The following is a 23,852-nucleotide window of genomic DNA, read 5'->3' on the forward strand; positions in this document are numbered from 1 at the left end:
GTTTTTGTGTAAATATTTAGTAGTCTTTCTGCATCTCCGCAATCTTGCGTTGGAGTTTGCGCATCTGTTCCTCTTGGAGTACTTTCTTGTATTCGATCGGGACGATCTGGATGAACTCATCCACGTACTTGTTCCAGTTATCGAGCATCAATCCGGCCAGATGGCTGCCGGTATGATGATAATGCTTGCGGATCAATTCATGAAGTTCCTTCCGTGAGGTGCTATCCTCGATCAAGGAAAGCTCTACCATTTCCATGTTGCAATAATAATCGAAATCACCATTCTTGTTCCATACGTAAGCGACACCGCCACTCATTCCGGCGGCGAAGTTCCGGCCTGTATTGCCTAAGACGACAACCCGGCCTCCGGTCATGTACTCGCAACAATGGTCGCCTACACCTTCCACGACAGCGATCGCCCCGGAGTTTCGCACACAGAAACGCTCTCCGACCCGGCCGTTGATATAAACCTCACCGCTGGTAGCTCCATATAATAAGGTATTACCGGCTATCGTATTGTCTTCCGCTATAAAGGTGGAGCGTACCGGAGGCATTAAGCTGATGTGTCCGCCACTCAATCCTTTTCCGAGATAGTCGTTCGCCTCGCCTTCCAACCGGAAATGTACGCCGTGGGCCAGAAAGGCTCCGAAGCTCTGGCCCGCCGCCCCCTTGAACTTGATATGCAGGGTGTTCTCCGGTAACCCGATGTTCCCATACCGCTTGGCGATCTCTCCGGAAAGCATGGCTCCTACGGAACGATCGGTGTTGGCTATCGCATAATCCAACGATACTTCCTGTCCGGATTCGATGGCGGCCTTTGCGTGACGGATGATATCCACATCTTTCACGTTGTCGATCGCGTGGAGTTGACGGGTGACTTGATGGATGGCCTGCGTGGCGGCTTGTTCCGGTAGATGGATCAAGCGGCTGAGATCCAATAGGTCATGTTTCTCGATATGATCAGAAGGTTTACGCATGAGTAAGTCCGTACGGCCAATGATATCGTCTAGTTTCGTATAGCCTAGCTCTGCCAGATATTCTCGAACTTCACGGGCGAGGAAGGTGAAGAAATTCACCAAATATTCGTGTCGGCCATGAAAGCGTTTACGTAATTCCTCATCTTGGGTAGCGACACCTACCGGACACGTGTTCATATGGCATTTACGCATCATCACACAGCCTAAGACGATCAAGGCGGAGGTGGCGAATCCAAACTCCTCGGCACCCAGCATCGCCATCAATAGGATGTCCCGTCCGGTTTTCAATTGTCCGTCTGTTTGCAAGCGGACTTGTCCCCGGAGGCCGTTCATCACGAGCGTCTGTTGAGTCTCGGATAGTCCTAGCTCAGGTGGGATTCCGGCGTAACGGATAGAGCTTATCGGGGAAGCCCCCGTTCCTCCTTCTGCCCCGGAGATCACGATCCGGTCCGCTTTTGCCTTGGCTACGCCGGCGGCGATGGTTCCCACGCCACTCTCGGATACGAGTTTCACACTGATCTCGGCTTGAGGGTTCACGTTCTTCAGATCGAAGATCAATTGCGCCAAGTCCTCGATCGAGTAAATATCGTGGTGAGGTGGGGGAGAGATCAGAGAGATACCCGGGATCGAGTGACGGGTTCTCGCTATGATATCGTTCACCTTATAGCTGGGAAGCTGTCCTCCTTCGCCCGGTTTCGCTCCTTGGGCGACCTTGATCTGGATCTCGTCGGCGTTTACCAGATATTCCGTGGTCACGCCAAAGCGTCCGGAGGCTACTTGCTTGATGGCGGAGCGGAGCGATAACCCGTCCTCACGGGGGATGAAACGAGCCGAGTCCTCACCACCCTCGCCCGTGTTACTGCGTCCGTGTATCTTGTTCATGGCTATAGCTATCGTCTCGTGCGCTTCCCGGCTGATAGAACCGAAGCTCATCGCTCCCGTGACAAAGCGACGCATGATCGCTTCTTCCGGCTCTACCTGCTCCAAGGGGATCGGGGTGCGTCGCTTGAATGTCAGGAAGTCACGCAAGAAGATCGGGCTTTCCTTCTCATCAACCACATGGGAATATTCCTTGAATTTCTTGTAGCTCCCCAAGCGGGTAGCCAGTTGAAGCATGGAAATGGTATCCGGGTTCCAAGCGTGTTTCTCGCCATCCTTGCGGAAGGAATAAATGCCTTTATGTTCCAATAAAGAATCCGTGGGGTGGGAGAATGCGTCATTGTGCATGGCGATCGCGTCTGCCGCTATCTCTTCCAAGCGGATACCACCGATGTTGCTGGTGGTTCCCCCGAAGTAAGTATCTGCCAGATCCCGGCTTAGGCCGATCGCCTCGAAAAGCTTTGCTCCCCGGTAACTGCGGATCGTGCTGATCCCCATCTTGCTCATAACCTTGAATAAACCCTTGCAAATGGCTTTTACGTAATTCTTCTCGGCAGTCTCGTAATTCAATTGTATCTCTTGCCTGTCTGCTAGATCATCCAAGATAGCGAAAGCCATATAGGGGTTGATGGCACTGGCTCCGTAGCCTAGTAAGAGGGCGGCGTGCATTACCTCACGCATCTCGCCGGTTTCCACTACCAGCGCTGTTTGCACCCTTTTCTGCACGGAGATCAGATGGTGATGCACGGCGCTTACCGCTAACAGGGAGGGAATCACCGCTTTTTTCTCATCTACGTTTCTGTCGCTTAAAATGATGTAGTTAACGCCATCGGTGACGGATTGCTCCGCTTGCTTACATAATTCGTCCAAGGCAGCTTTCAGTCCTGCGCATCCTTTCTCTGCGTCAAACAAAGTGGGGAGCTTAACACTTTTAAAGCCCTTATACCGGATGTTACACAGGAGATCCAGTTGTGTATTGGTCAAGATCGGATGGTTCAGCCGAACCATTTTACAGTGGCTCTCGGTTGGAACTAAGATATTGCTTCCCACGGCCCCGATATACTCGGTCAGGCTCATGACGAGTTCCTCGCGGATCGGGTCGATCGGCGGGTTGGTTACTTGGGCGAATTGTTGGCGGAAATAATTATAGAGGATTTGCGGACGGGCGGATAATACGGCCAGTGGCGTATCGTTGCCCATGGAGCCGACCGGTTCCGCCCCTCCCGTGCACATCGGTACGATGATACGTTCGATATCCTCACGGCTGTATCCGAACGTACGCAGTAGCTTGTCGTATCCCTCTACCTTATGAGGGATCTTACGGCCGGATTTCAACTCGTCCAATTCCACCCGGTTTTTCTCCAGCCAAGTACGGTAGGGCTGGGCGTTCGCCAGTTGTTCCTTCAGCTCGCTATCGTAATAAATCTCGCCTTTCTCAGTATCGATGAGTAAGATCTTTCCGGGTTGCAGACGGCCTTTTTCCTTGATCTCGTTAGGCTCGAAATCCATGACGCCGACTTCGGAGGCCACGACCATCATGTCATGTTTCGTGATCAGGTAACGGGCGGGGCGGAGACCGTTACGGTCTAGCATGCCTCCGGCGTAGCGTCCGTCGCTAAAGAGCAGGGCGGCAGGCCCGTCCCACGGTTCCATCAAGATGGAGTGATATTCGTAGAAAGCCTTTAGGTCTTCGGAGATCGGGTTCTTCTCGTTGAAACTCTCCGGTACCAGCATCGCCATGGCATGCGGCAGGCTCATCCCGGAGGCCACGAAGAATTCCAATACGTTATCCAGTGAGGCACTGTCACTCATGCCCGGCTGGATGATCGGGCGTATATCGTTGATATCCGGGATTCTGGGGGAGGAGAGTACGCTCTCCCGGGCCTCCATCCATCCCCGGTTGCCCCGTATCGTGTTGATTTCCCCGTTATGTGCCAGTAGGCGGAAAGGTTGCGCCAGACTCCAAGTGGGGAAGGTGTTGGTGCTGAAACGTGAGTGTACCAAGGCCAGTCCGCTAGTGAAATAAGGTTGCGTCAGGTCAGGAAAGTAATGGCGTAGCTGCATGGATTCCAGCATGCCTTTGTAAACGATGTTTTTGGTGGAAAGAGACGCTATATAGAAATCATCCTTGGCCGGCAGGTCGGTGGCCGATACCCTTTTCTCGACCCGCTTACGTATGAGGTATAGCTTTAGTTCCAGCTCTTGCTGATCGTTGCAGCCGATGATGAATATCTGTTTGATATCCGGTTCGGTCGCTTGTGCGTCCTTTCCCAAGATTTCCGTATGAACGGGAACTTTGCGTAAGTGCATCAAGGTTAATCCCTCTTTCTCGATCTCTTCGATGAGGATACTGAGGATGCTTGCTTGCTGTTCCTCATCTTTTGGAAGGAAGATTAGTCCGGTGCCATATTTGCCTTTCTCTGGAACCGGAATTCCTTGCAGGAGGATGAACTCATGCGGGATCTGTAATAAGATTCCCGCTCCGTCACCCGTTTTGTTATCGGCTCCTTCAGCGCCTCGATGCCTCATGTTCTCTAATACTTTAAGAGCTGATTCGATGATGTCGTGCGATTTCTCGCCGTGGATATTTACTAACATTCCTACTCCACAAGCGTCATGTTCATAAGACGGGTCGTATAATCCTTGTCTGCTGTTAAAATGATTCTTGTTTGTTTTCATTTGCTGACCTTATGTTTGTGTATAAATAATTATTGCGTCAATTTGTTTTACAAATATAGGTATTAATGACATAATGTGATTGCTTGCCGGGGCGAAAGAGCGGGAAAAAGATAAGAATATCTTGTCTGATGTTTCTATTTGTAATAATTTACTAGGTTTATTCTTTTTATTTGAAAGGTATTTGGTTTGTGGACTTACTAAATGAAAGATGAGCTAAAAAAGAAGCACCGTCACGTTTTGCGACAGTGCTTTCTATCTGTTTTATCTATTGGGATATTCCCGGATGAAATAGCGGGCTAGGAACTTCCAATTCTCTTGTATGATCGCCTTGCCACGTTCTGGGCTGATAAGGCTTTTCGTTTGCGCGTCGGCCAGCATGCCTCGCTTTACCAGCTCAGGCAGGAAGTAAACGCTGCAATGTTTCACGATGAAGAAAGAGAGCGCTTGCTTGGCGGCACGGTTGGCGTCGTAGAAGGGATTGTTCTCATCCTTGATCAGCTCCACGTCTCGGGTGATGACTTGGGCGCCTTCCTCGGGCGTGGCGTAGATCGCCAGTTTCTTGCCTTGCCAGTCTTCGGGAAGATGGAAGTTCTCGGCGGGGATAAGGCCGGAAGTCTCCGTGATAAATGTTTGTGCATCTTCGGTCTTGTCGAAATAGAGAAGCAGTTTGTCACCTGCGGCTTTGCGGAAAGTCTCGTATTGTTGGCGGTTTTCCTCCAGCATATCGTCGGGCAGGGTGGCTACAGACTCGTCGGCGGTGTTCTGAAATACCGCATGGTCGGGATGCTCGGCGGGCAATATCTTTGCCAGCCATTGCGGGGAGGTCAGACCTAGCAAGGAGGTCTTGCTGGTGTAGGCCATCATGCCGTGGCTGTTGACGAGCAGGTTGTTAAGCTGCTCTTGGTTGAGGTCGGGCTGCTCCTTCCAGCGGTCGTGGGCGAAGTCGCTCAGTTCCCGGGCCGACTCAGGCAGGATATAGGATTCGTAATGGAACCATTGCAATAGACGATCGTAATCCTCTTGCCGCTCGTAGCGGGTATCAAGGGCGAAAAGCTTGGCCATGCGGGTATTCTCCGGCGCCGTGGTCCACTCTTTGCAGAACAGGTCGTAGATAAGCATGCCGGTGGATTCGTTGGCAGGGTTGTCCGGACTGACAAAAGTGCCTTTACGATAGCCGTGATACTGCTGGGTATAATGCCAAAGGAGGAAACGCACGTCCTCAAGGTTCACCTCATCGTCGTAATAATGATCGTCCGGAGTGTAGAAGGGGAGGTATTTGCCGTATAGCTCCTTATGGGTAAGGATGAAGGCACGCCAAAGCCCCATGCCGGAGATCACGTCTTCGAAGTAGGCGGCCATGCGGATACAGATCTGCTTTGTTTCCTCGCCCTCGAAGGAGTTTACCAACTCGGTCTTCTCCATGATATCGTAGATACGGTTCGCTATTCCGGTATAATAGGAATCCACGGGAGTGCTTTGTTTATAGGGATGCAACTGCAACCAGTCTTTCGGGAAAATTTTAATGTTCTTCATGTTATTAAATGTCTTTATGCATTCAGGAGTGCAAATGTAGTAAAAATACGTTAGCTATGTCAAACGATAAGGAAAAGTTGCGGTCTTAAAAATGTAACATTTGTTGTCTTCATTGTTATTGGATCTAAACATCTTTGAAATACCGCCCCCGTACTTTTGCGTCGAAATCAAAGATGAAATAATAAGTAGTAAGATAATGGGAAAGAGTTTAAGGGGCAAAAGATTGAAAAGGTTAGGGCTTTTCTGGGTGGGAGTTTTCCTGTCATTCTCTCTATGGGCACAAACAGGGGTTATTTGCGGGACGGTTACGGACGCAAAGATAAAAGAACCGTTGATCGGCGCCTCGGTTGTGATCGAGGGGACTACGGTTGGCGCTATCACGGATATAGACGGTAATTTCCGTATCGAGAACGTGAAACCAGGTACTTATACGGTAGCCGCCTCTTACGTGTCGTACCAAACGCAAACGGTAAAGGATGTTCCGGTAGTCGCATGCCAAGAGGCGGTGTTGAATATCGAGCTTTCCGATGCTAACCTCCAATTACAGAATGTGGTCGTAGTGGCCCAACGGAAATTGGGAACCGAGATGGCCGTATTAAATACCGTACGCAAGAGCCTTCCGGTCGTGAATGGTATCTCCGCCCAGCAAATCAGTAAAACACAGGATAGCGATGCCGCCGAGGTACTACGCCGTATCCCGGGAATCACCATCGTGGACGACCGTTTCATCGTGGTCCGGGGTCTGGCGCAACGTTATAATAATGTATGGCTGAACAATGCCACGACCCCTTCCAGCGAGACGGACAGCCGTGCCTTCTCGTTCGATGTGCTTCCTTCTTCCTTGATCGATAACATGATGATCTACAAGAGTCCCTCGGCCGAGCTTCCGGCGGATTTCTCCGGCGGTTTCGTGCGGGTGATGACCAAGAATATCCCGGACGGGAACACCTTCAACGTATCCTACCAAATGGGCTTTAACACGAACGCCACCTTCCGTAACTTCCAGCTGACGGACGGCACGGCGAAGGACTACCTTGGATTCGGAGCGGACGTGAGAAACCTGCCTTCCTCTTTCCCCGCCCATTTAGGAGAACACTCCACGGATGAGGCGGCAGCCTTTACCCGCCAAATCAACCAACGTTGGGGGATCAACAAGTTCACCGCCATCCCCGACCAGAAGATTTCCCTTACCTCGCACCGCTCTTATGATGTGGGCGGCTGGAAGATCGGAAATATCACGAACTTGAACTGGAGTACCGAGTTCGATTACTCGGAGACGGTGAATAACAACTACATCGCCTACGACGTGAAGAACGACGTATCTCGTCCCCGCTTTGAGTACAACGATATCCGCTATAAAAATACCTCCAAGCTAGGGGCCCTCTTTAACTGGTCATTCCAACGGGATGGCAGTAAATATGAGCTTCGCAACTTTTTCAGCCAGCGTGGCGTTTCCGCTCTGACACAAAGGGAAGGAATGAACTATTATTCCGACAAGGATATCCGTAAATGGGAATCCCTCTATACCGGGCGTACCACTTACTCTGGGCAGATCAGCGGTGTGCATACCTTGCGAGAAAATGTCAACAAGGTGGATTGGACGGTGGGCTATGCCTTCGCCTCCTACCGTGAGCCGGATCGTAAGATCGTGAACTCCATCCTTGACGAGAACCGTACGGAACAGCCGAACTACTATGTCTCTGACCCGATGCGTTATTACCAAGAATTGAAGGATCACAGCGCCTCGCTAGCCGCCAACTACGAACATAAATTCACCGTATCCGATAGGTTCGCTCCTGTTCTCAATGGAGGTGTCTACGGTGAATATAAGAGCCGTACCTTCGCTGCCCGTCGCTTTGGCTACAACCTGTTGGGTAGCGGCTACGACCGGTATGCGGACTGGGATTATACGGAGTTGTTCGCCGACGAAAATATCTCGGCGGATAAGATATGGATGCGTGAGACAACTACGAACAGTGACTCTTATACTTCCGAGAACATGTTGGGAGCCGCCTATGTCTCCGCTAAATTGAACTATGGGGAGGTGCTGAACGCTAATATCGGTGTTCGCATGGAATACTACCAATTGAAGATGGACGGATATAGCTCGGACGGTACTACTCCGGTACACTTGGATAATAAGACGACGGATTTCTTCCCTTCAGTTAATGTTGCCTACAACCTCTCACAAAAACATTTGGTCCGCGCCGCTTACGGTCGCTCGGTCAACCGTCCGGAGTTCCGAGAGGTAGTGCCTTACGTGTACTTCAACTTCGAGCGAGACGCAAACATCGTGGGTAATACGGAGTTGAAGAACGCTTACGCTGACAATATCGATCTTCGTTATGAGTTCTATCCCGCCGCGGGCGAGATGATCACGATCGGCGGTTTCTACAAGCACTTCAAGGATCCTATCGAGGAGACGTACAACGAGGCTGGTTCCGGCCTGCAATATACCTATCATAACGCGAAGAACGCCGAGACCTTCGGCGTAGAGTTGGACGTTAAAAAGAACCTCGACTTTATAGGGCTGCGAGGCTTGAGCTTTGTGTGCAACGCCGCATATATCTATAGCCGTGTCCGTTTCGAGGAAGGGGCACCGGAGCGGGATCGCCCTTTGGCAGGGCAATCCCCCTACTTGGTTAATGCCGGTTTTTTCTACCAGTACGATGACAAGGGGATTTCCGCCTCCCTGCTCTATAACCGGATCGGGAAGCGTATTGAGTCGGTCGGTGTCCCGATGCAGAACCAGGACGAGGATATCCCTGATATATATGAGATGCCCCGCAACTCGTTGGATCTTACTTTCTCGAAGAAGATTGGCAAGATTGTCGAGATCAAGGCGGGAATCCAGGATATATTGAACTCCAAGGTCGAGTACAAGCAGTTCGTGAAACTGACAGACGACAAAGGCGGCAAGAGCGAGCGTGAGCAACTGATCCGCAGCTATCGCCCGGGAGTGGATATCAATATCGGTGTTTCCCTTAGGTTTTGATGTTTAATTGAATATATATATATTACAAACAAAATGTTTTTATTATGAACAGATTTCTCTTAAAAGGTTTGGCCTCTGTGTTAACGATGGCCGTTATGTTTGGGACTGTATCGTGTAGTGATGACGATGATAAACCTGATGGCTCCGTAGCCGTATCGGCTGTGGCAGTCAGTCCTACTACCGCTACTATCAAGGTGGGCGAATCCACTACCTTGTCCGCGACTATTACTCCAAGTGACGCTACGGATAAAACGGTTACATGGAGTACTTCCGATGAAAAGGTAGCGACTGTTGATGCCGGTAAGGTAACAGCCGTGGCCGAAGGTTCCGCTACAATTACTGTAACTACGAAGGATGGCGGTAAAACGGCTACTTGTACCGTGACTGTCTCTAATGATGCTCCGTCTTCCAAAGAGGTGATATTGGAAGGAAATATCACGGCTGATCTAACGATCAACGCTGCCGACAAGAACTTCATGAAAGGCTTCGTATACGTGAAATCAGGCGCTACATTGACTATTGAGGCTGGTTCTGTTATCAAAGGTGTGTCCGTTAGTCCGGGCGAGAAAGCCGCTTCCTTGATTATCGAGCCGGGCGCTAAGATCATCGCCGAAGGTACTGTTGACAAACCGATCGTCTTTACGTCCGATAAAGAGCCGGGTAAACGTTTGGCAGGTGACTGGGGCGGTCTGATTATTTGTGGTAACGCTCGTGTGAATCGTACCAATCAACCAACTATCGAAGGAGGACCTGGTACATTATATGGAAATACGACCTCCGATGAGTTTAATGCGGAAAGTTCCGGTAAATTGAAATACGTTCGTATCGAGTTCGCCGGTTATCCTTTGGAGCCAGACAAGGAAATCAATGGCTTAACCTTCGGCGGCGTTGGTAGCGGCACGGAAGTGGAGTTCGTTCAGGTTTCATTTTCGAACGATGATTCTTACGAATGGTTCGGTGGAACGGTAAATGCCAAACACTTGATCGCTTACAAAGGCTGGGATGATGATTTCGATACAGACTTCGGTTATACGGGTAAACTGCAATTCTTGTTGAGCGTACGTGATAAGAATATCGCTGATACTTCAGACTCTAACGGTTTTGAATCTGATAACGACGGTGACGGTTCTTCCAACACTCCGCTTACCAAGCCGGTCTTCTCCAACGTAACCTTGATAGGTCCTTTCTATGGCAAGGTATCCGATAAGACACAGGCTGAGGTGGAAGCCAAGACAGCCGACGCTGCTAACGGTGCCAAGGGTGGTAAATTCCAGGCAGCCATGCACCTGCGTCGTAATACCAGCTTGAATGTTTACAACTCCGTATTCACCGGCTGGCCTTACGGACTTCGTGCTACTGATAAGAAAGGTACGGCAAACGATGGCATCGCCATCAAGAATGTGATCTTTGCTGGTATGTGGAAGAACTTCTATGAGGATGATAAGGTAAGTGAGAACTTCTTCAATCTTGCCGGTAGCAACACGACTCTGGCAACGACCAACGAGATTATCTCTAAAGATGGTGATTACTCTTCTGTCGTAGCTTCAGCTGTGCAAGGCGCTGAATTTGTCGATGAGGTATTGAACAACAGCTTCTTCGAAAAAGTAACTTACAAAGGTGCTTTCGACGGAAAGAATGACTGGACTGCCGGTTGGACTAATTGGGATCCTCAAAATACCGAATATTAATCAAGCTTGGCATTGAATAGGTTGTGAATTTGTTAAAGGCACTGAGGTATCCGGAAAGATCCCTCGGTGTCTTTTTATGTATAATTTAGATAAGAATGTATCATGAATAAAAAGCTATTGTTACTTTCCGCTTTTTTGGCGGGAGCCTCTTGGACCGTGCTGGCGCAAGACTTGGTATTGAGCGAGGGACAGTATTATACCGATGAGACACAAACCACCCCGTATACGGGCCGCTATACGGAATTCTATGAGGATGGCATGCTCAAGATGGAGCTGTACCTGAAGGATGGCCGTCCCGAGGGAACCTATGTGATCTATTATCCGGATGGCAAGATCGCCGAGGTGCGTTCCTACTATCACGGGATCTTCCATGGTGAATGGCGCACGTATAGCGATAACGGCCAGCTGATCGGCCTGGCTTCTTATAAGGAAGGGCAAAAGGACGGCCCTTGGCGTATCTGGAGCGATAAGGGAAATTTGTTGTATGAGATGTTCTATACGGCAGGGAAGAAATCTGGTGTCTGGCGTAGCTGGGATGAGGAGGGGAATCTGCTTTCCGAGGAGAATCAATAGGAATAATTGCCGTTTACATACCGTTGTAACGACATTTACCTCTAATGGTAAATGTTTTTTCCTCTAGAGGTAAATGTCGTTACATCAGTATGTAAACAGTTTTACCTCTAGGTGAAAATACTTTTACTTCTTGATGAAAATATTGGTAAATGTAATTGACTGGAAATCAGCATGCTTACTCCTCATCCTCTTCTCCAAAGTCGAACTCGAAATCGAATCCGTCATCCATGAATTCCGGCTCAGTGAATTGCTCCAGTTCACGACGGTCTTTCTTGGTAGGACGTCCGAGACCTTTCGCACGGTTCACGAAACCGGAGATACGGTTCATCTCCAGAATCTCATACTGATCCGGGGTTGTCACGTTCTCCAAGTAATTCGGGACGAGCTTCGCGCCCACACGATTCTCGATCAATCCGATTACCTTAAAAGAGAAGGTGATCGGCGGTTTACGCACTTGGATCACATCGCCAACCTTGATCATGCGGGAAGGTTTGATCGTTACTCCACCTATCATGATACGCCCTTTCTTGCAAGCTTCCGCGGCTATCGTGCGGGTCTTAAAGATACGGGTCGCCCACATCCATTTATCGATACGTACCTCGTTCATATCTGTATTCTCAGTCTCTTTTTATTTATTATTAAATTGATTCATCGTAATCTGGATGCCGGCGAGGCAGAAGCTCTTGATGATCTCTGTCGCACGATCCAATATCTCTGGCATCAATTGCAATTCCTCCGGGGGAAATTTCCCTAGCACGTAATCGATCTGTCCGCCCCGTGGAAAATCGCTGCCTATGCCGAAACGAAGGCGGGAATATTCCTGCGTATTCAATAACTGGGCGATATTCTTCAACCCGTTATGCCCGGCGTCGCTACCCTTTGGTTTCAGACGTAAGGTTCCGAATGGCAATGCCAGATCATCTACGACAATCAATAGATTTTCCACGGGAATGTTCTCTTTTTGCAACCAGTACCGAACGGCGTTGCCGCTGAGGTTCATAAAGGTATTCGGCTTTAGCACGATCAAGTCACAGTTTTTCACCCGTATGCGTGCGATTGCCCCGTATCGCTCCTCAGTGAAATTGCCTCCTACGCTCTCTACCAGATGGTTGACAACCCGGAAACCTATATTATGGCGGGTTCCCCAATATTCGGAACCGATATTACCAAGTCCTGTTATCAAATATTTCATTATCCTCGAATCTATAAAAGAAAGGGGAAGAACATTCTATGAATATCCTCCCCTTCATGTATTGTAATAATGTTTTTACCTCAGATTATCCTTTAGCCTGAGCACCACGAGCGGCACGAGTCAATTGAACGGCGCAAACAACAGCGTTTTTAGCGTTCATCAATTCAAGACCTTCGAAGTGCAAAGCACCTACCTGCATAGTCTTACCTAAGCCAAGGTGATCCACATTAATCGTCAACTTTTCAGGGATTTGATCGTATATAGCTTTCACTTTCAGTTTTCTCATTTGAAGAGACAACTTACCACCGGCTTTAACACCTTCTGCGTGACCTTCCAAAACAACCGGAACTTCCATTACTACGGCTTTGTCCTTAGATACTTCCAAGAAGTCCATGTGAAGGATTTCGTCAGTTACAGGTTGGAACTGCATGTCCTTAACGATTGCCATCGTCTTGTTACCGTCAATGCTTAACTCAACAACGAAAATCTCCGGAGTGTAAACCAACTTACGAACGGCTTCTTTTGTAACCGTGAAGTGAGTTACTTTTTCGCCACCGTATAATACAGCGGGAATTTCATTGTTCTTACGCATTGCCTTCAAGGCTCTTTTCTGATCAGCGGAACGAGCGACGATCTCTCTTCCTTTTCCTTCTAACTCAAATGTCTTCATTTTCTTTAATTTTTGTGTTACTCAAAATTAGTTATTTTGCTTCCTAATTTCCCATCACACGGTACGGGGCTAAAAAGCGGTGCAAAGATACGATTTTTGTTTGATGTGACAAATATTTCGCATGTTATTTGTCGGATTATCGATCTAGCTTCACTAATTTCGTGGTTCGCATGATCCAACGGACAAGGCCGTGGGGGAGGAGCATTACGAGGGGTGTGCATATTTTGTTGAAGAGACCCGGTAATAGGGAAGCCCGGTGGTGAAACAAGGCATTAATCCCTTTTTTAGCCAGTTTTTCCGGACGCATCATGATACCTAGGCGGATCGCTAAGGTCTTTAAGTTGTCGCTTAGGTTATATAAATTCGTGGCGACGGCGCCGGGACAAAGTACGGTTACGCTTACTCCATAATCCAGTAACTCTGAACGCAAGCCTCGGGAGAAGCTTTTCAAGTATCGCTTGGTGGATGCGTATAGCGTAATTCCCGGATAAGGTAGCCAACAAGATAGGGATGACATATTGAGGATATATCCATGACGCCGTTTCTTCATCTCTTGCCCGAAATAATAACAAAGCTGGGTAGGAGTGGTCACGTGGAGGTAAAGCATTTTCTCGACGATGTTGGCCTTAGCTTGTAAGGTCTCGCAGAAAAAAAACATACCGGCGTTATTGACCAATACCTCTATTGGGATGTTTTTCTCTTGGCAAGTATCATATAGCTCCTTGGCCGCCCCGGGGATCGCCAAATCACGATAAAGCGGCAAAACTTCTATACCATATTTCTCGGAGAGAAACTCACCTTTCTCCCGGATCGCCTGTTCCTCATTGCTGACGATCACTAACTGATAGCCTCGTGAGGCTAGTTCCTCGGCATAGGCGAGACCTATTCCGGAACTGGCCCCCGTGACTAAAGCCCATTTCTTTTCCATTATTTATATTCAAGCCTTTTGATTTCACGTACGATACATTCCGGAAGACCTTTCACGTTCTTATGACAGACCATATCCTCGCTATACATACGGGCGATACAATAGTTACTATGCCCACAATCGCAACGGGCGTGCTCGTCTTCTTTCATACGGTTGACGAAGCCCGGTTCGTTCACCAAGGCACGTGCCATGGCCACAAACTCGAACCCGTCGTTCAGTACCTCCTCGATCTTGTCTCTGGAGACCAATCCTCCTACGTAAATAAGAGGTAAATGTAAGGCTTTGCGGAATTTCAACGCATCTTCAAGGAAGTAAGCCTCCTTAAACGGTTCCGAGGGAATCATATATTTACCCACCATGCGGATTCCAATCGGTAGATAGCCCCTAGGCATATAATACGCCATCGTACGGATCGGCATTTCTCCCCGCATTACATACATGGGGGCACGGCTCACGAATCCGCCGCTTAGTACTAAGGCATGCGCTCCGCATTGGTCTTGGAGTGTACGGGCTACTTCTAGGCATTCGTCTATTTCAAGTCCTCCCTTGAACCCGTCCCGCATATTGGTCTTTACGGTTACGGCCATGTCGGAACCTGCTGCTTTCATCACCTCTTCCATACACATTCTCATGAAGCGCATACGGTTCTATCCGTATCCGCCGTACCTTCCGTGAAGTTACTGATTAGGATCTCCGGATATTTCTCACGGAACTTCTTGTCGATGTCGAGAGCTAACTCACGGGTAATATCCTGCCGTGTACCGATCGGCAACTCAATCGTTATGCCGATGCGTGCGTTATCTTGTGTCGGGAAAAATTCCGTCTTGATAACCGGGATCAGCATCATACTGCCGATGAAGATCAGCGTAGCGCCTACGATCACCGTTTTCCGGTGGCGTACGGCCCAGTTCAAGAAGCGTCCGTAACTGCGATCCAAGGCGTTCAATCCCTTTTCGATAGGCGTGAAGAACATCCGGTACAATTTACCCTTCTCCGGTTGCTGGCGTAATAACTGTGAGCAAAGCATCGGGGTCAATGTCAAGGCGCCTACCGTAGAAACGATCATGATGATACTAACGATCCATCCCAACTGCTTAAATAAGATACCCGCCATACCCGTAACCATCGTCAACGGCAAGAACACCGCTAACATCGTAAGGGTGGAGGCGATAACCGAGATAGCCACCTCGTTCGTGGCGTGTACAGCGGCCTGTTTCGGCTGGCTACCCCGCTCGATATGGGTCGTTACGTTCTCCAATACCACGATAGCGTCGTCCACCACCATACCGATAGCGATAGAAAGTGAGCTCAATGAGATAATGTTTAACGTATTGCCCGAGGCCAGCAAATAAGCGAAAGAAGCGATCAAGGAGATCGGGATGGTTAAGATAATGATAAACGTAGCCCTCCAGCGTCCCAAGAACACGAATACCACCAACATAACGATGATAAAGGTAATCATGATCGTCTCTTTCAAGCTATCGATCGTATTCAAGATATTCGTGGAAGTATCCATGATTACGTCCAGCTTCACGTCTGAGGGTAAGCTAGCCTGTATCTCCGGAAGTTCCTGGTGTACCTTCTTGGCGATGTTCACCGAGTTCGCTCCGGACTGTTTCTGTATGACGATCATACCACCTTTCGTGCCGTTGTTGAACGTTTCTTGCGCACGTTCCTCGATACTGTCCTCTACACGGGCCACGTCACGCAGATATACGTTCTTTCCGTTCTGGCTACCGATCACTAGGTCTAGCATCTGCTTAGCGTCCGTGAATTCTCCTTGAACACGCAAGGAGTAGGTATTAGAACCGATATCTACGCTACCTCCCGGTGTATTCCGGTTCTCTTGCGCGATGATGGTAGAGATACCTTCGATGGTCTGGCCGTAAGCCTCCAACTTGTACGGGTCGCAATACACTTGCAACTCACGGATCGGCGTACCGGAGATAGACACGGCACCCACGCCACTGATACGGGCCAATGGGTTGGATACCTTATCGTCCAAGATCTTGTAAAGAGCGTTCGTGCTCTCCTCCGCGGTCACGGAAAGGATCAAGATGGGGATATCGTCCGTACCGAACTTGAAGATGATCGGATTCTCTACGTCATCGGGTAGGGAAGACTCTACCATGTCCAGTTTGTCGCGGACATCGTTTGTGGCGACATCGATATCGATGCCATAATTAAATTCCAACGTTACGATCGATATATTCTCACGGGATTGCGACGTGATATGCTTCAAGTCGCTTACGCTATTCAACACGTTTTCCAAGGGCTTCGAAACATTCATCTCGATATCCGAAGCACTGGCGCCGGGATAGGCCGTCATCACCATGATGGTGTTCGTCTCTATCTCCGGAAGCAAGTCCACTGATAACCTGCTTAAGGAAAAAAGTCCGAAGATCACGATCGCCACAAATACAAGGGCGGTCGATACGGGCTTTCTTACCGCTGTTCCATATAAACTCATAGTCTGTTATTCGTTTTCGATTTCAACTTCCATACCGTTCGTCAGGCGGCTTTGCCCGGTGATAACCACTTGGTCGCCATCCTCCACTCCGGATATGATCTCATATTTATCACCCATACGGCGTCCTAGCTTCACCTTCTGGTAGGAGACCTTACCGTCTTTGCATACATAGATATACCGGTCGCCGGCACCTGATTGTTTTACGATAGAGCGATCCGGGGCCACCACGTGATCCATATGGCCGAAACTCATCGTCACCCGGGCGAACATACCCGGTCGCACTCGCTCATCCGAGTTGGCGATCTTGATCTCCACGGGGAACGTGCGGGTAGCGGGATCGATCGTCGGATAAACCAAGTTGACTTTACCCTTGAAAACCTCGTCTCCGTACACATCCAGCCGGATATCTACCTCATGGCCTTTCTTCACTTTCGTAAAAAGACTCTCGGAGACATTCACCATTAATTTGACCGGACGGATTTCCTCCACTGTGTAGATTGGGTTTCCGCCGCTGTACATATCGCCGCTATCGTAGTTGCGGGCGGTTACGATTCCGCTGATCGGGCTTAGCAATTGGGTGTTCTCCACCAAGTTTTTATACGTCTCTCGAGCCACTTCCAAGGAAGTCTTTTGGGCATCCCAAGCGGATTTGGAAGCACCACCTACCTTATACAACTCGTCGATACGTTTGAACTCGATCTCTTGGTTGTCCAATTGTATCTTCGCTTGCTTTAGGCTGGTAGCGTCCATCTTGGCTAATAACTGCCCGGCTTTTACATGGTCGCCTACCTCGGCGAAGATTTTCTCGATACGGAATGGGGTTTGGGGAGCGATATTATTTTTGATATTCGCTTCCACCGTAGCGGTAAATTCACTGAGTTGCTCCACGTCTTGAACAGAGACCGTCTCCACTTTCACCTTTACTTTCTCATTCTGTGTTTCCGTGGCTTCCTCACTCTTATTACCCGAGCAAGACATCAGCAGGGCCAATGTAGCTATCGGTATTACTTTCAGCATTTGACTTGTCTTCATATAATTGTTCCTAATTATTATCTATTAAACTTTCAATTTTTAATTTTCAATTCATCTGTTCGTTACCCAATACTTTCTCCAGATCCGCCTTCGCTACCATATAGTCGTAGATAGATTGGTTGAAGTTCAACCGGGCCTGCGTCAAGGCAAGTTCGGCATCGTTCATCTCCAGCCATGTACCGGCTCCGGTGTCGTACCGTTTTTGCGAGATCATATATCCCCGTTCCGCTTGCTCGACTCCCTTTTGGGCGGCGTCGAACTTCTTGATACAGGTATTCATATTATCTATGTACTGTTTAACGGCCAACTGCAAATTGCGCTTGGTATCGTCCCGTTGCAGGTTTAATTGGTCGATGGAGACTTTCGTCTGCTTTACCTTATAAAATTTACTACCTCCGGAGAAGATAGGAACCGATAACGTGATACCGATCATCGAATAGGGGTTCCATCTGTAATTCTTGAACTTGAAGTCATTGTTCATGGCGCTCCATTGATATAGACCGGTCAGCGACAAGGTCGGCAGATAATCGAATTTCTGCATGACCAGCGTCTTTTTCAGCTGTTCCGCCTGAAGGTCTAATTGTTTCAAGTCCGTATTCTCGGATAAGGTTGTATCCGTGGATAGATAGTCGGCGAAGAGGCTGGACTTGAAATCCGTCAGTTGTCCGTCGCAATCGATATTTAAATCCAGATCCATGCCCAATAACGCTTTTAACTGCCATTTAGCCAAGGTAAGGGAGTTCTCTGCCTGCAACAGATTAGGCTCTGTATTCTTTACCGTCACATCGGCACGTATCAAGTCGTATTCAGCTACGGTTCCCTGTTCATACTTCCGTTTGATATCCAGATAATTCTCCATGGCATTGTCGTAACTTTGCTTGAATACCCGGTAAGAGTCGCTTGCCAGAAGGACGGCGTAAAAGCTCTTTTTCACTTGGTTCACCATCGCTATTTTAGAAGAGCGAGCTTGCTCCACCGCCAATTCCACGTCTAAGGCCGAGATACTCAAGCTTTTCCATAAGGAGGCGTTCACCAGTGGCATGGAAGCGTTGAAGCCCAAGCTCCAGTTGTTGCTACGTCCTACCTCGAAACCCTCGTCCATACTCGACATGTCCGTGCCTTCGGGCAAGCTACCGCCTCCCATGTCACCCATGTCGAAATCCATATACATCACCTGTTTCTTCAAGGTACGGTTGTAGTCCCCCGCAAAACTGATCTGCGGAAATAGAGAAGCGTACGAGCCTTTACGTGCGTACTTTTTCTTCTGTATTTCTTTATCGGCAACTTTTACGGTCGGGTTCTCGCTAAGGGCGATCTCTAGCGCTTTCCCAAGATCCAGTTTTAGGGTGTCTTGAGCCAGAACCGGTCTCGCCGCCAGAAAAGGTAATACCATAAATGTGACCAACATCATTTTTCTACTCATCAATAATCGTTTCATTTAGGATAGATTTTGTCTGTGATTAAACTCATTAAGTGTTCGCTATAAATCATAGGATTGTTTGAGATCGAATCGGTCTAGGATCGCTCTTCCCTTCTCGGTACTGATCCCTTTCAGGAATGTGAGGAGGATTGTGTTGTATACCTCGGTGATGGAATGCTTGCAGAAGACATTGGAAGGCCGCAACATCTTCGTCTGCTCTTTCACCAGTAAGGCCATGATCTCGAAGTTGATCCCCTCTTGGAACACGCCCTCTTTAACGCCCCGTGTGAACAAGTCCATACACCTCTTACCCATTCTCGCTTTATTCATCTCTATTTTTTGTTGGGCTTTCGGATATTTCTTCAAGTCCTCGTAAAACTTCTCGTTGAACCATCTCGGGTTTTTCATCATCTCCTCATAGAAAAGCAGGATTACTTCCAAGGCATTGAAAGGTTCTTTTTCCAGTCCCGTCAGATATTGTCCGAGCGATTCGGAATTGTGATCGATCCCCTCGATCAGCAAGGTTTCCTTGTCCTCGAACGACTCGTAAAGTGTACGCTTGGAGATGCCAGCCGCTTTCGCTACATCATCCATACTCACACTCTTGATGCCATATTGAGAAAAAAGATCGAACGCCGTATTAATAATCTGTTCTTTTATCATATTCGTTTTTGTTACGTCAAAAGTAGCCGGGGCAATCCCCGTATACAAGTAAAAAGCGCTGACTCGTCCGTTGGAATCGACCAATGACCGGATATTCCCGTCGAATCTATTCGCAAAGGTCTGATATATTTAGAAAACCAGAAAGGTTTATACTGTTACGGTATTGGTATGGAATGAAACAGGATATTGTCAAAAATTCTTGTTATTCGTTCAATTTTGGATGAAAATTGGTTAAAAACGAAATAGTGGGTGGTCTTTGGCTTTTTATTTCTATCTTTGTCCGAGGTGATAATAAAAATCTACAGATAGATATGAAAAATTTACCTTTAATTGAAGTCACTGAGTTAATCAAGGGAATTGAGTCCAGCGACAACTTTCAAGATGATTTATCGATAGCGGATCTGAACGGAGATTTGATTAATTACGAGGAAAAAAGGCTGGAGCATTCCACCCCGATGCGTTTAAATGCTTTGTTGATGATCTTGGTACAGGAAGGTACTGCCGATATCTCGGTAGACTATATTCCATATAAGATAGAGAAGAATACGTTTATAACCTTGATGCCGACACATATCATACAGGTATCGAAAGTGAGCAAAGATTTGAGAGGGCGTTTGTTGATCGTGTCCAGATCTTTTCTGGATGGATATACTACCCCGGCAGGGAAAAAGAACTCTATGGTGCATTATATGCAGATCCGTAAGAATCCATGTGCTGCGATGAGTGCCGAGGAGACTGAGCATATATCCGGCCAATTCTCCATCTTACGGGAAAAGATGAAGCTGCGTACCCATTTTTTCCAGAAGGAGGCTCTCCAAAACGCCTTAGTCGGTTTCTTTATCGAGTTGGCTAATATCTTTATGGGTAAGAAGGAGCTGATGACGGCACCTACACTCTCCCGGAAGGAGGAGCTTTTCGAGCAGTTCCTGCAATTGCTTTTCGAGCATTGCAAGGAGCAGCACGTCGTTACTTTCTATGCCGAGAAATTATTTATTACCCCACAGTATCTTTCGCTTATCTTGAAAGAGCTAACGGGTAAATCAGCGAATAAATGGATTGACGACGCCTTGATCGTCGAGGCCAAGATGCTGTTGAAGGCCCCGCAAGCCACGGTTCAGCAAGTAGCGGATATACTCCACTTCTCCGATCAATCCACTTTCGGTAAGTTTTTCAAGAAGCATATGGGTATATCACCCATGGAATACCGGAAATCATAATCCGGTATTTTCTATACGCTTGCGGAACTTATACCAGTTGATCAACTCACAAGCCCCGTAGAAAATGCTGGCTACACCGAAGATTACGAATGTATTTGCCGCCGCCCCGAACGGGTAGGCAAGAATCATTACTCCGGTTATCAAGATCAAAGCCGGCATCAGGTAGAACCCCAACGGTACATTGCTCCATTTCCTTGCGGATATCAATGAAACCAATTGCTGTACACCGGCAATTACCAATAAGGCTCCGAGTAAGTACATTAATATATTCACGAAGAACTCGGGCATGATCACCAACCACGCTCCGAACAGTACGCTTCCCGCTGCCTCGATAGGAAACATCGGTTTCTCCCCGTTCTCGTTCTTCGGTCGGGTGAAATAGCTGAGGATAGCGAATAATCCCGGTAAAATGAATAGTATACCGATCGTGATAACCAGATAGGTTATGGCTGCTTCCGGCCATAATACCAAAACAAACCCTAATACCATCGCGAATGCGCTACGTAAAACCGCGCCATTAATAGATCTCATATGTTTTTATTTTAGATTTCACTTATAATATGACAAAGGTATATATTCTTTCCGACTTTTTTTACCTTTGTGCGCCATAAAGCAGTATCAGGAAAAACATCGAAATATATCCCTCTTGAATGCATGCTTCGCGTAAAAAGACAAACTTGAAATCATCTAACGAATAATAATACTAAAACAAAAAATGAAGCGTATAGTTTTTTTGGATTACGTGCGTGTGTTTGCGTGCTTCCTTGTCATGGTTGTCCACGCCAGTGAAAACTTTTATGGAGCTGAGGGCTCCACGGATATGGTGGGACCGCAATCTTATCTGGCCAATGAGGCTGATCGGTTGTGGGTAGCCGTATACGATGGTTTCTCACGCATGGCGGTGCCATTGTTTATAATTGTCTCCGCCTTTCTTCTTGCGCCGATGAAGGCAGGGCTGACCTCTTGGCAATTCTACCGTCAGCGTTGTATTCGCATCTTACCGCCGTTTTTCATATTTATGATACTATACAGCACTTTACCCTTGCTGTGGGGGCAGATAGATGCCGAGACATCATTGAAAGATATATCGAGAATATTCTTGAACTTTCCTTCACAGGCCGGACATTTGTGGTTCATGTACCCTTTGATCAGCCTCTATTTATTTATACCCGTAATATCGCCATGGTTGAATAAAGCCACGGCGAAAGAAGAGCGTTTTTTCATCGGCTTGTTTCTGTTGTCGACCTGTATGCCCTATCTCAATCGTTGCTTCGGCGAGGTGTGGGGACAATGTTTTTGGAACGAATACCATATACTGTGGTACTTCTCCGGTTATTTAGGATACCTCGTACTGGCACATTATATACATGTCCATCTTACATGGAACCGTTCTAAACGTTTGGTTATCGGAATCGCCTCGATGGTCGTCGGTGCCTTGCTGACGATTTATTCCTTCTATGTCCAAGCGATACCCGGAGTAACTCTTGTCACACCTGAGATAGAGATCGGATGGGCTTTCTGTACGATTAACTGTGTGCTTCTTACGGCGGGTACGTTCCTCGCTTTTACTTGCATAGGCAATTCGAAATCTCCACGACTCATAACAGAGATGTCTAAACTCAGCTACGGTATGTACCTTATGCATATATTTTGGCTCGGATTGTGGGTAACGGTGTTTAAGCACAACTTAGCCTTGCCTACTGTCGCCGCCATACCATGCATTGCGGTAAGTACATTTATCTGCTGTTATGTGACGACAAAGATTATCTCATTAATACCGGGCAGTAAATGGATTATAGGATGAGTATAGGATAGCTCTGTCATTTGGCGCGGTTACTTTGTAAACAAGATGATAAGATTACCTGTTATTTGGAAAAAATCGTATATTTACGATATTCAAATAAATCCCGGGTAATAATGATGACGAGAACAGTTTTTATACTTTTGATATCGAGCCTTTGTACGCTAAGTTATTGTACGCCGAGGACCGAGCCTGCTCAAACCGAGGTCTTAACTCCTGTGGATTCTATATCGAAGGATTCCGCTGTGATCGTGGAGACTTTGCCTCCCCGTATCGAAATAGAGAAAGAGCTGCTTTACGATAAGCATACTTTAGAAGATACTTACCCCTATAAAGATACGACACGGGAGTTCCAGTGGGAGAAAATGAAAGAAAGATTATCCTTATTGGAGTCGATCCAAAGGGAGCCGTCTCAATGGGCGATCTTGCAGAACTATAAAAACAGGAATGGAGAGGCTCCTCTTGTAAAAGTCTTCAAGAGAGATGCCTATAAGAGGGTTTCCGATACGCTTGGTGTAGAACGCTATCAATCCGTCCCGCTTTATTTGCTGACTGATACCGTGACTCCCGAGATCTATGGACGTGACGGTAGCTTGGTTCGTATCAAGGCGATGGATGAGGATTCTAAATTCGCTCGTATACAAACCGTGTACGATGGGGAGGAGGAGTGGTATGCTCCGAAGAAATATATCAAGCAAATAGGGGATACGGTAGTCTTCGATAAGGCGATCTTCGTGGATCGTCATAACCAGAATATCGCGACCTTGGAGCACGTCGGCTCGAAATGGTTGGTTCGTAGCATGAACCCTGCGACTACCGGACAGCATCGTCCTCCTTATGCGCAGGAAACCCCGTTGGGAATGTATGTTCTCCAAGAAAAAAAGTCTCGCATGATCTATTTGGTAGACGGTTCCAAGGAGACTGGCGGATTCGCTCCTTATGCCAACCGTTTTACGAATGGGGCGTATATCCATGGCGTACCGGTCAACGCTCCTCGTAAATCGTTGATCGAATATAGTCCTTCGTTGGGAACGACACCCCGGTCTCATATGTGTGTGAGAAACGCGACTTCGCATGCGCAATTTGTTTACGATTGGGCGCCTGTTAATGAGACGATTGTTTTTGTATTAGAATAA

16 protein-coding genes and 2 pseudogenes are annotated in these 23,852 nt (G+C 47.9%); 6 read left to right on the forward strand and 12 right to left on the reverse strand.

The window, feature by feature from the left end; genetic code table 11:
• Positions 1–16 precede the first annotated feature (16 nt).
• Both gltB and BDI_RS01645 read right to left on the reverse strand, forming a co-directional pair.
• A complete protein-coding gene (gene gltB / locus BDI_RS01640; protein WP_011965972.1) occupies positions 17–4,534 on the reverse strand; it encodes a glutamate synthase large subunit in 4,518 nt (1,505 codons plus the stop codon).
• A gap of 261 nt (positions 4,535–4,795) precedes the next feature.
• Positions 4,796–6,067 carry a DUF3843 family protein gene (locus BDI_RS01645; protein ID WP_005861949.1) on the reverse strand — a complete coding sequence of 424 codons (1,272 nt, stop codon included), beginning with the start codon at positions 6,065–6,067 and terminating at the stop codon, positions 4,796–4,798.
• Between the two features lie 196 nt (positions 6,068–6,263).
• Here BDI_RS01645 and BDI_RS01650 point away from each other — a divergent pair, with 196 nt between their 5' ends.
• The 3 genes from BDI_RS01650 (at position 6,264) to BDI_RS01660 (ending at position 11,323) form a co-directional block, all read left to right on the forward strand.
• Positions 6,264–9,062, forward strand: coding sequence for a TonB-dependent receptor (locus BDI_RS01650; protein ID WP_005861952.1), 2,799 nt, complete (start codon positions 6,264–6,266; stop codon positions 9,060–9,062).
• Between the two features lie 44 nt (positions 9,063–9,106).
• A complete protein-coding gene (locus tag BDI_RS01655; RefSeq protein ID WP_011965973.1) occupies positions 9,107–10,750 on the forward strand; it encodes an Ig-like domain-containing protein in 1,644 nt (547 codons plus the stop codon).
• Positions 10,751–10,852: 102 nt separating this feature from the next.
• The gene (locus tag BDI_RS01660; RefSeq protein ID WP_005861956.1) at positions 10,853–11,323 is read left to right on the forward strand and encodes a toxin-antitoxin system YwqK family antitoxin; all 471 of its coding nucleotides are present in this window, start codon (positions 10,853–10,855) and stop codon (positions 11,321–11,323) included.
• Between the two features lie 175 nt (positions 11,324–11,498).
• On the opposite strand, the gene BDI_RS01665 is transcribed toward BDI_RS01660, so the two are convergent.
• From BDI_RS01665 to BDI_RS01705, 9 genes and pseudogenes are all read right to left on the reverse strand, one after another.
• Positions 11,499–11,930, reverse strand: coding sequence for an RNA-binding S4 domain-containing protein (locus BDI_RS01665; protein ID WP_005861957.1), 432 nt, complete (start codon positions 11,928–11,930; stop codon positions 11,499–11,501).
• A 21-nt stretch (positions 11,931–11,951) separates the two neighbouring features.
• Positions 11,952–12,515 carry an aminoacyl-tRNA hydrolase gene (gene pth / locus BDI_RS01670; protein ID WP_005861960.1) on the reverse strand — a complete coding sequence of 188 codons (564 nt, stop codon included), beginning with the start codon at positions 12,513–12,515 and terminating at the stop codon, positions 11,952–11,954.
• Positions 12,516–12,600: 85 nt separating this feature from the next.
• Positions 12,601–13,185: a 50S ribosomal protein L25/general stress protein Ctc gene (locus BDI_RS01675; protein ID WP_005861962.1), complete on the reverse strand. Its 585-nt coding sequence runs from the start codon at positions 13,183–13,185 to the stop codon at positions 12,601–12,603.
• 136 nt (positions 13,186–13,321) lie between these two features.
• On the reverse strand, positions 13,322–14,113 hold the full coding sequence (locus BDI_RS01680) for an SDR family NAD(P)-dependent oxidoreductase (protein WP_005861964.1): 792 nt from the start codon (positions 14,111–14,113) through the stop codon (positions 13,322–13,324).
• Positions 14,113–14,760 (reverse strand): annotated as a pseudogene (locus tag BDI_RS01685) (NADH:flavin oxidoreductase); the annotation flags it as partial. The gene BDI_RS01680 and the pseudogene BDI_RS01685, both read right to left, overlap by 1 nt.
• Positions 14,757–16,583, reverse strand: a pseudogene (locus BDI_RS01690) (efflux RND transporter permease subunit); the annotation flags it as partial. The pseudogenes BDI_RS01685 and BDI_RS01690, both read right to left, overlap by 4 nt.
• A gap of 6 nt (positions 16,584–16,589) precedes the next feature.
• Complete coding sequence (locus BDI_RS01695; RefSeq protein WP_011965976.1) at positions 16,590–17,615, reverse strand: efflux RND transporter periplasmic adaptor subunit; 1,026 nt, start codon at positions 17,613–17,615, stop codon at positions 16,590–16,592.
• 46 nt (positions 17,616–17,661) lie between these two features.
• Positions 17,662–19,053: a TolC family protein gene (locus BDI_RS01700; protein ID WP_008780850.1), complete on the reverse strand. Its 1,392-nt coding sequence runs from the start codon at positions 19,051–19,053 to the stop codon at positions 17,662–17,664.
• A 42-nt stretch (positions 19,054–19,095) separates the two neighbouring features.
• Positions 19,096–19,698, reverse strand: a complete 603-nt coding sequence (locus tag BDI_RS01705; RefSeq protein ID WP_005866074.1) for a TetR/AcrR family transcriptional regulator — start codon at positions 19,696–19,698, stop codon at positions 19,096–19,098.
• Positions 19,699–20,009: 311 nt separating this feature from the next.
• Here BDI_RS01705 and BDI_RS01710 point away from each other — a divergent pair, with 311 nt between their 5' ends.
• Positions 20,010–20,915, forward strand: a complete 906-nt coding sequence (locus tag BDI_RS01710; protein WP_005861981.1) for a helix-turn-helix domain-containing protein — start codon at positions 20,010–20,012, stop codon at positions 20,913–20,915.
• Here the strand turns inward: BDI_RS01710 and BDI_RS01715 are convergent.
• Complete coding sequence (locus BDI_RS01715; RefSeq protein WP_008774007.1) at positions 20,910–21,446, reverse strand: HdeD family acid-resistance protein; 537 nt, start codon at positions 21,444–21,446, stop codon at positions 20,910–20,912. The two genes, BDI_RS01710 and BDI_RS01715, sit on opposite strands and share 6 nt — an antisense overlap.
• A 184-nt stretch (positions 21,447–21,630) precedes the next feature.
• Here BDI_RS01715 and BDI_RS01720 point away from each other — a divergent pair, with 184 nt between their 5' ends.
• Both BDI_RS01720 and BDI_RS01725 read left to right on the forward strand, forming a co-directional pair.
• Positions 21,631–22,719 carry an acyltransferase gene (locus BDI_RS01720; RefSeq protein ID WP_009018510.1) on the forward strand — a complete coding sequence of 363 codons (1,089 nt, stop codon included), beginning with the start codon at positions 21,631–21,633 and terminating at the stop codon, positions 22,717–22,719.
• Between the two features lie 113 nt (positions 22,720–22,832).
• On the forward strand, positions 22,833–23,852 hold the full coding sequence (locus tag BDI_RS01725; protein ID WP_009018509.1) for a L,D-transpeptidase: 1,020 nt from the start codon (positions 22,833–22,835) through the stop codon (positions 23,850–23,852).

The sequence above is a fragment of the Parabacteroides distasonis ATCC 8503 genome (assembly GCF_000012845.1).
In the GTDB taxonomy this organism is placed as follows: Bacteria; Bacteroidota; Bacteroidia; order Bacteroidales; family Tannerellaceae; genus Parabacteroides; species Parabacteroides distasonis.

What these genes read in the sequence shown, in the direction of transcription:
- gltB (WP_011965972.1), bottom strand. Translation starts at nt 4,534, where the DNA reads ATGAAAACAAACAAGAATCATTTTAACAGCAGACAAGGATTATACGAC.
- BDI_RS01645 (WP_005861949.1), bottom strand. Translation starts at nt 6,067, where the DNA reads ATGAAGAACATTAAAATTTTCCCGAAAGACTGGTTGCAGTTGCATCCC.
- BDI_RS01650 (WP_005861952.1), top strand. Translation starts at nt 6,264, where the DNA reads ATGGGAAAGAGTTTAAGGGGCAAAAGATTGAAAAGGTTAGGGCTTTTC.
- BDI_RS01655 (WP_011965973.1), top strand. Translation starts at nt 9,107, where the DNA reads ATGAACAGATTTCTCTTAAAAGGTTTGGCCTCTGTGTTAACGATGGCC.
- BDI_RS01660 (WP_005861956.1), top strand. Translation starts at nt 10,853, where the DNA reads ATGAATAAAAAGCTATTGTTACTTTCCGCTTTTTTGGCGGGAGCCTCT.
- BDI_RS01665 (WP_005861957.1), bottom strand. Translation starts at nt 11,930, where the DNA reads ATGAACGAGGTACGTATCGATAAATGGATGTGGGCGACCCGTATCTTT.
- pth (WP_005861960.1), bottom strand. Translation starts at nt 12,515, where the DNA reads ATGAAATATTTGATAACAGGACTTGGTAATATCGGTTCCGAATATTGG.
- BDI_RS01675 (WP_005861962.1), bottom strand. Translation starts at nt 13,185, where the DNA reads ATGAAGACATTTGAGTTAGAAGGAAAAGGAAGAGAGATCGTCGCTCGT.
- BDI_RS01680 (WP_005861964.1), bottom strand. Translation starts at nt 14,113, where the DNA reads ATGGAAAAGAAATGGGCTTTAGTCACGGGGGCCAGTTCCGGAATAGGT.
- BDI_RS01695 (WP_011965976.1), bottom strand. Translation starts at nt 17,615, where the DNA reads ATGAAGACAAGTCAAATGCTGAAAGTAATACCGATAGCTACATTGGCC.
- BDI_RS01700 (WP_008780850.1), bottom strand. Translation starts at nt 19,053, where the DNA reads ATGAAACGATTATTGATGAGTAGAAAAATGATGTTGGTCACATTTATG.
- BDI_RS01705 (WP_005866074.1), bottom strand. Translation starts at nt 19,698, where the DNA reads ATGATAAAAGAACAGATTATTAATACGGCGTTCGATCTTTTTTCTCAA.
- BDI_RS01710 (WP_005861981.1), top strand. Translation starts at nt 20,010, where the DNA reads ATGAAAAATTTACCTTTAATTGAAGTCACTGAGTTAATCAAGGGAATT.
- BDI_RS01715 (WP_008774007.1), bottom strand. Translation starts at nt 21,446, where the DNA reads ATGAGATCTATTAATGGCGCGGTTTTACGTAGCGCATTCGCGATGGTA.
- BDI_RS01720 (WP_009018510.1), top strand. Translation starts at nt 21,631, where the DNA reads ATGAAGCGTATAGTTTTTTTGGATTACGTGCGTGTGTTTGCGTGCTTC.
- BDI_RS01725 (WP_009018509.1), top strand. Translation starts at nt 22,833, where the DNA reads ATGATGACGAGAACAGTTTTTATACTTTTGATATCGAGCCTTTGTACG.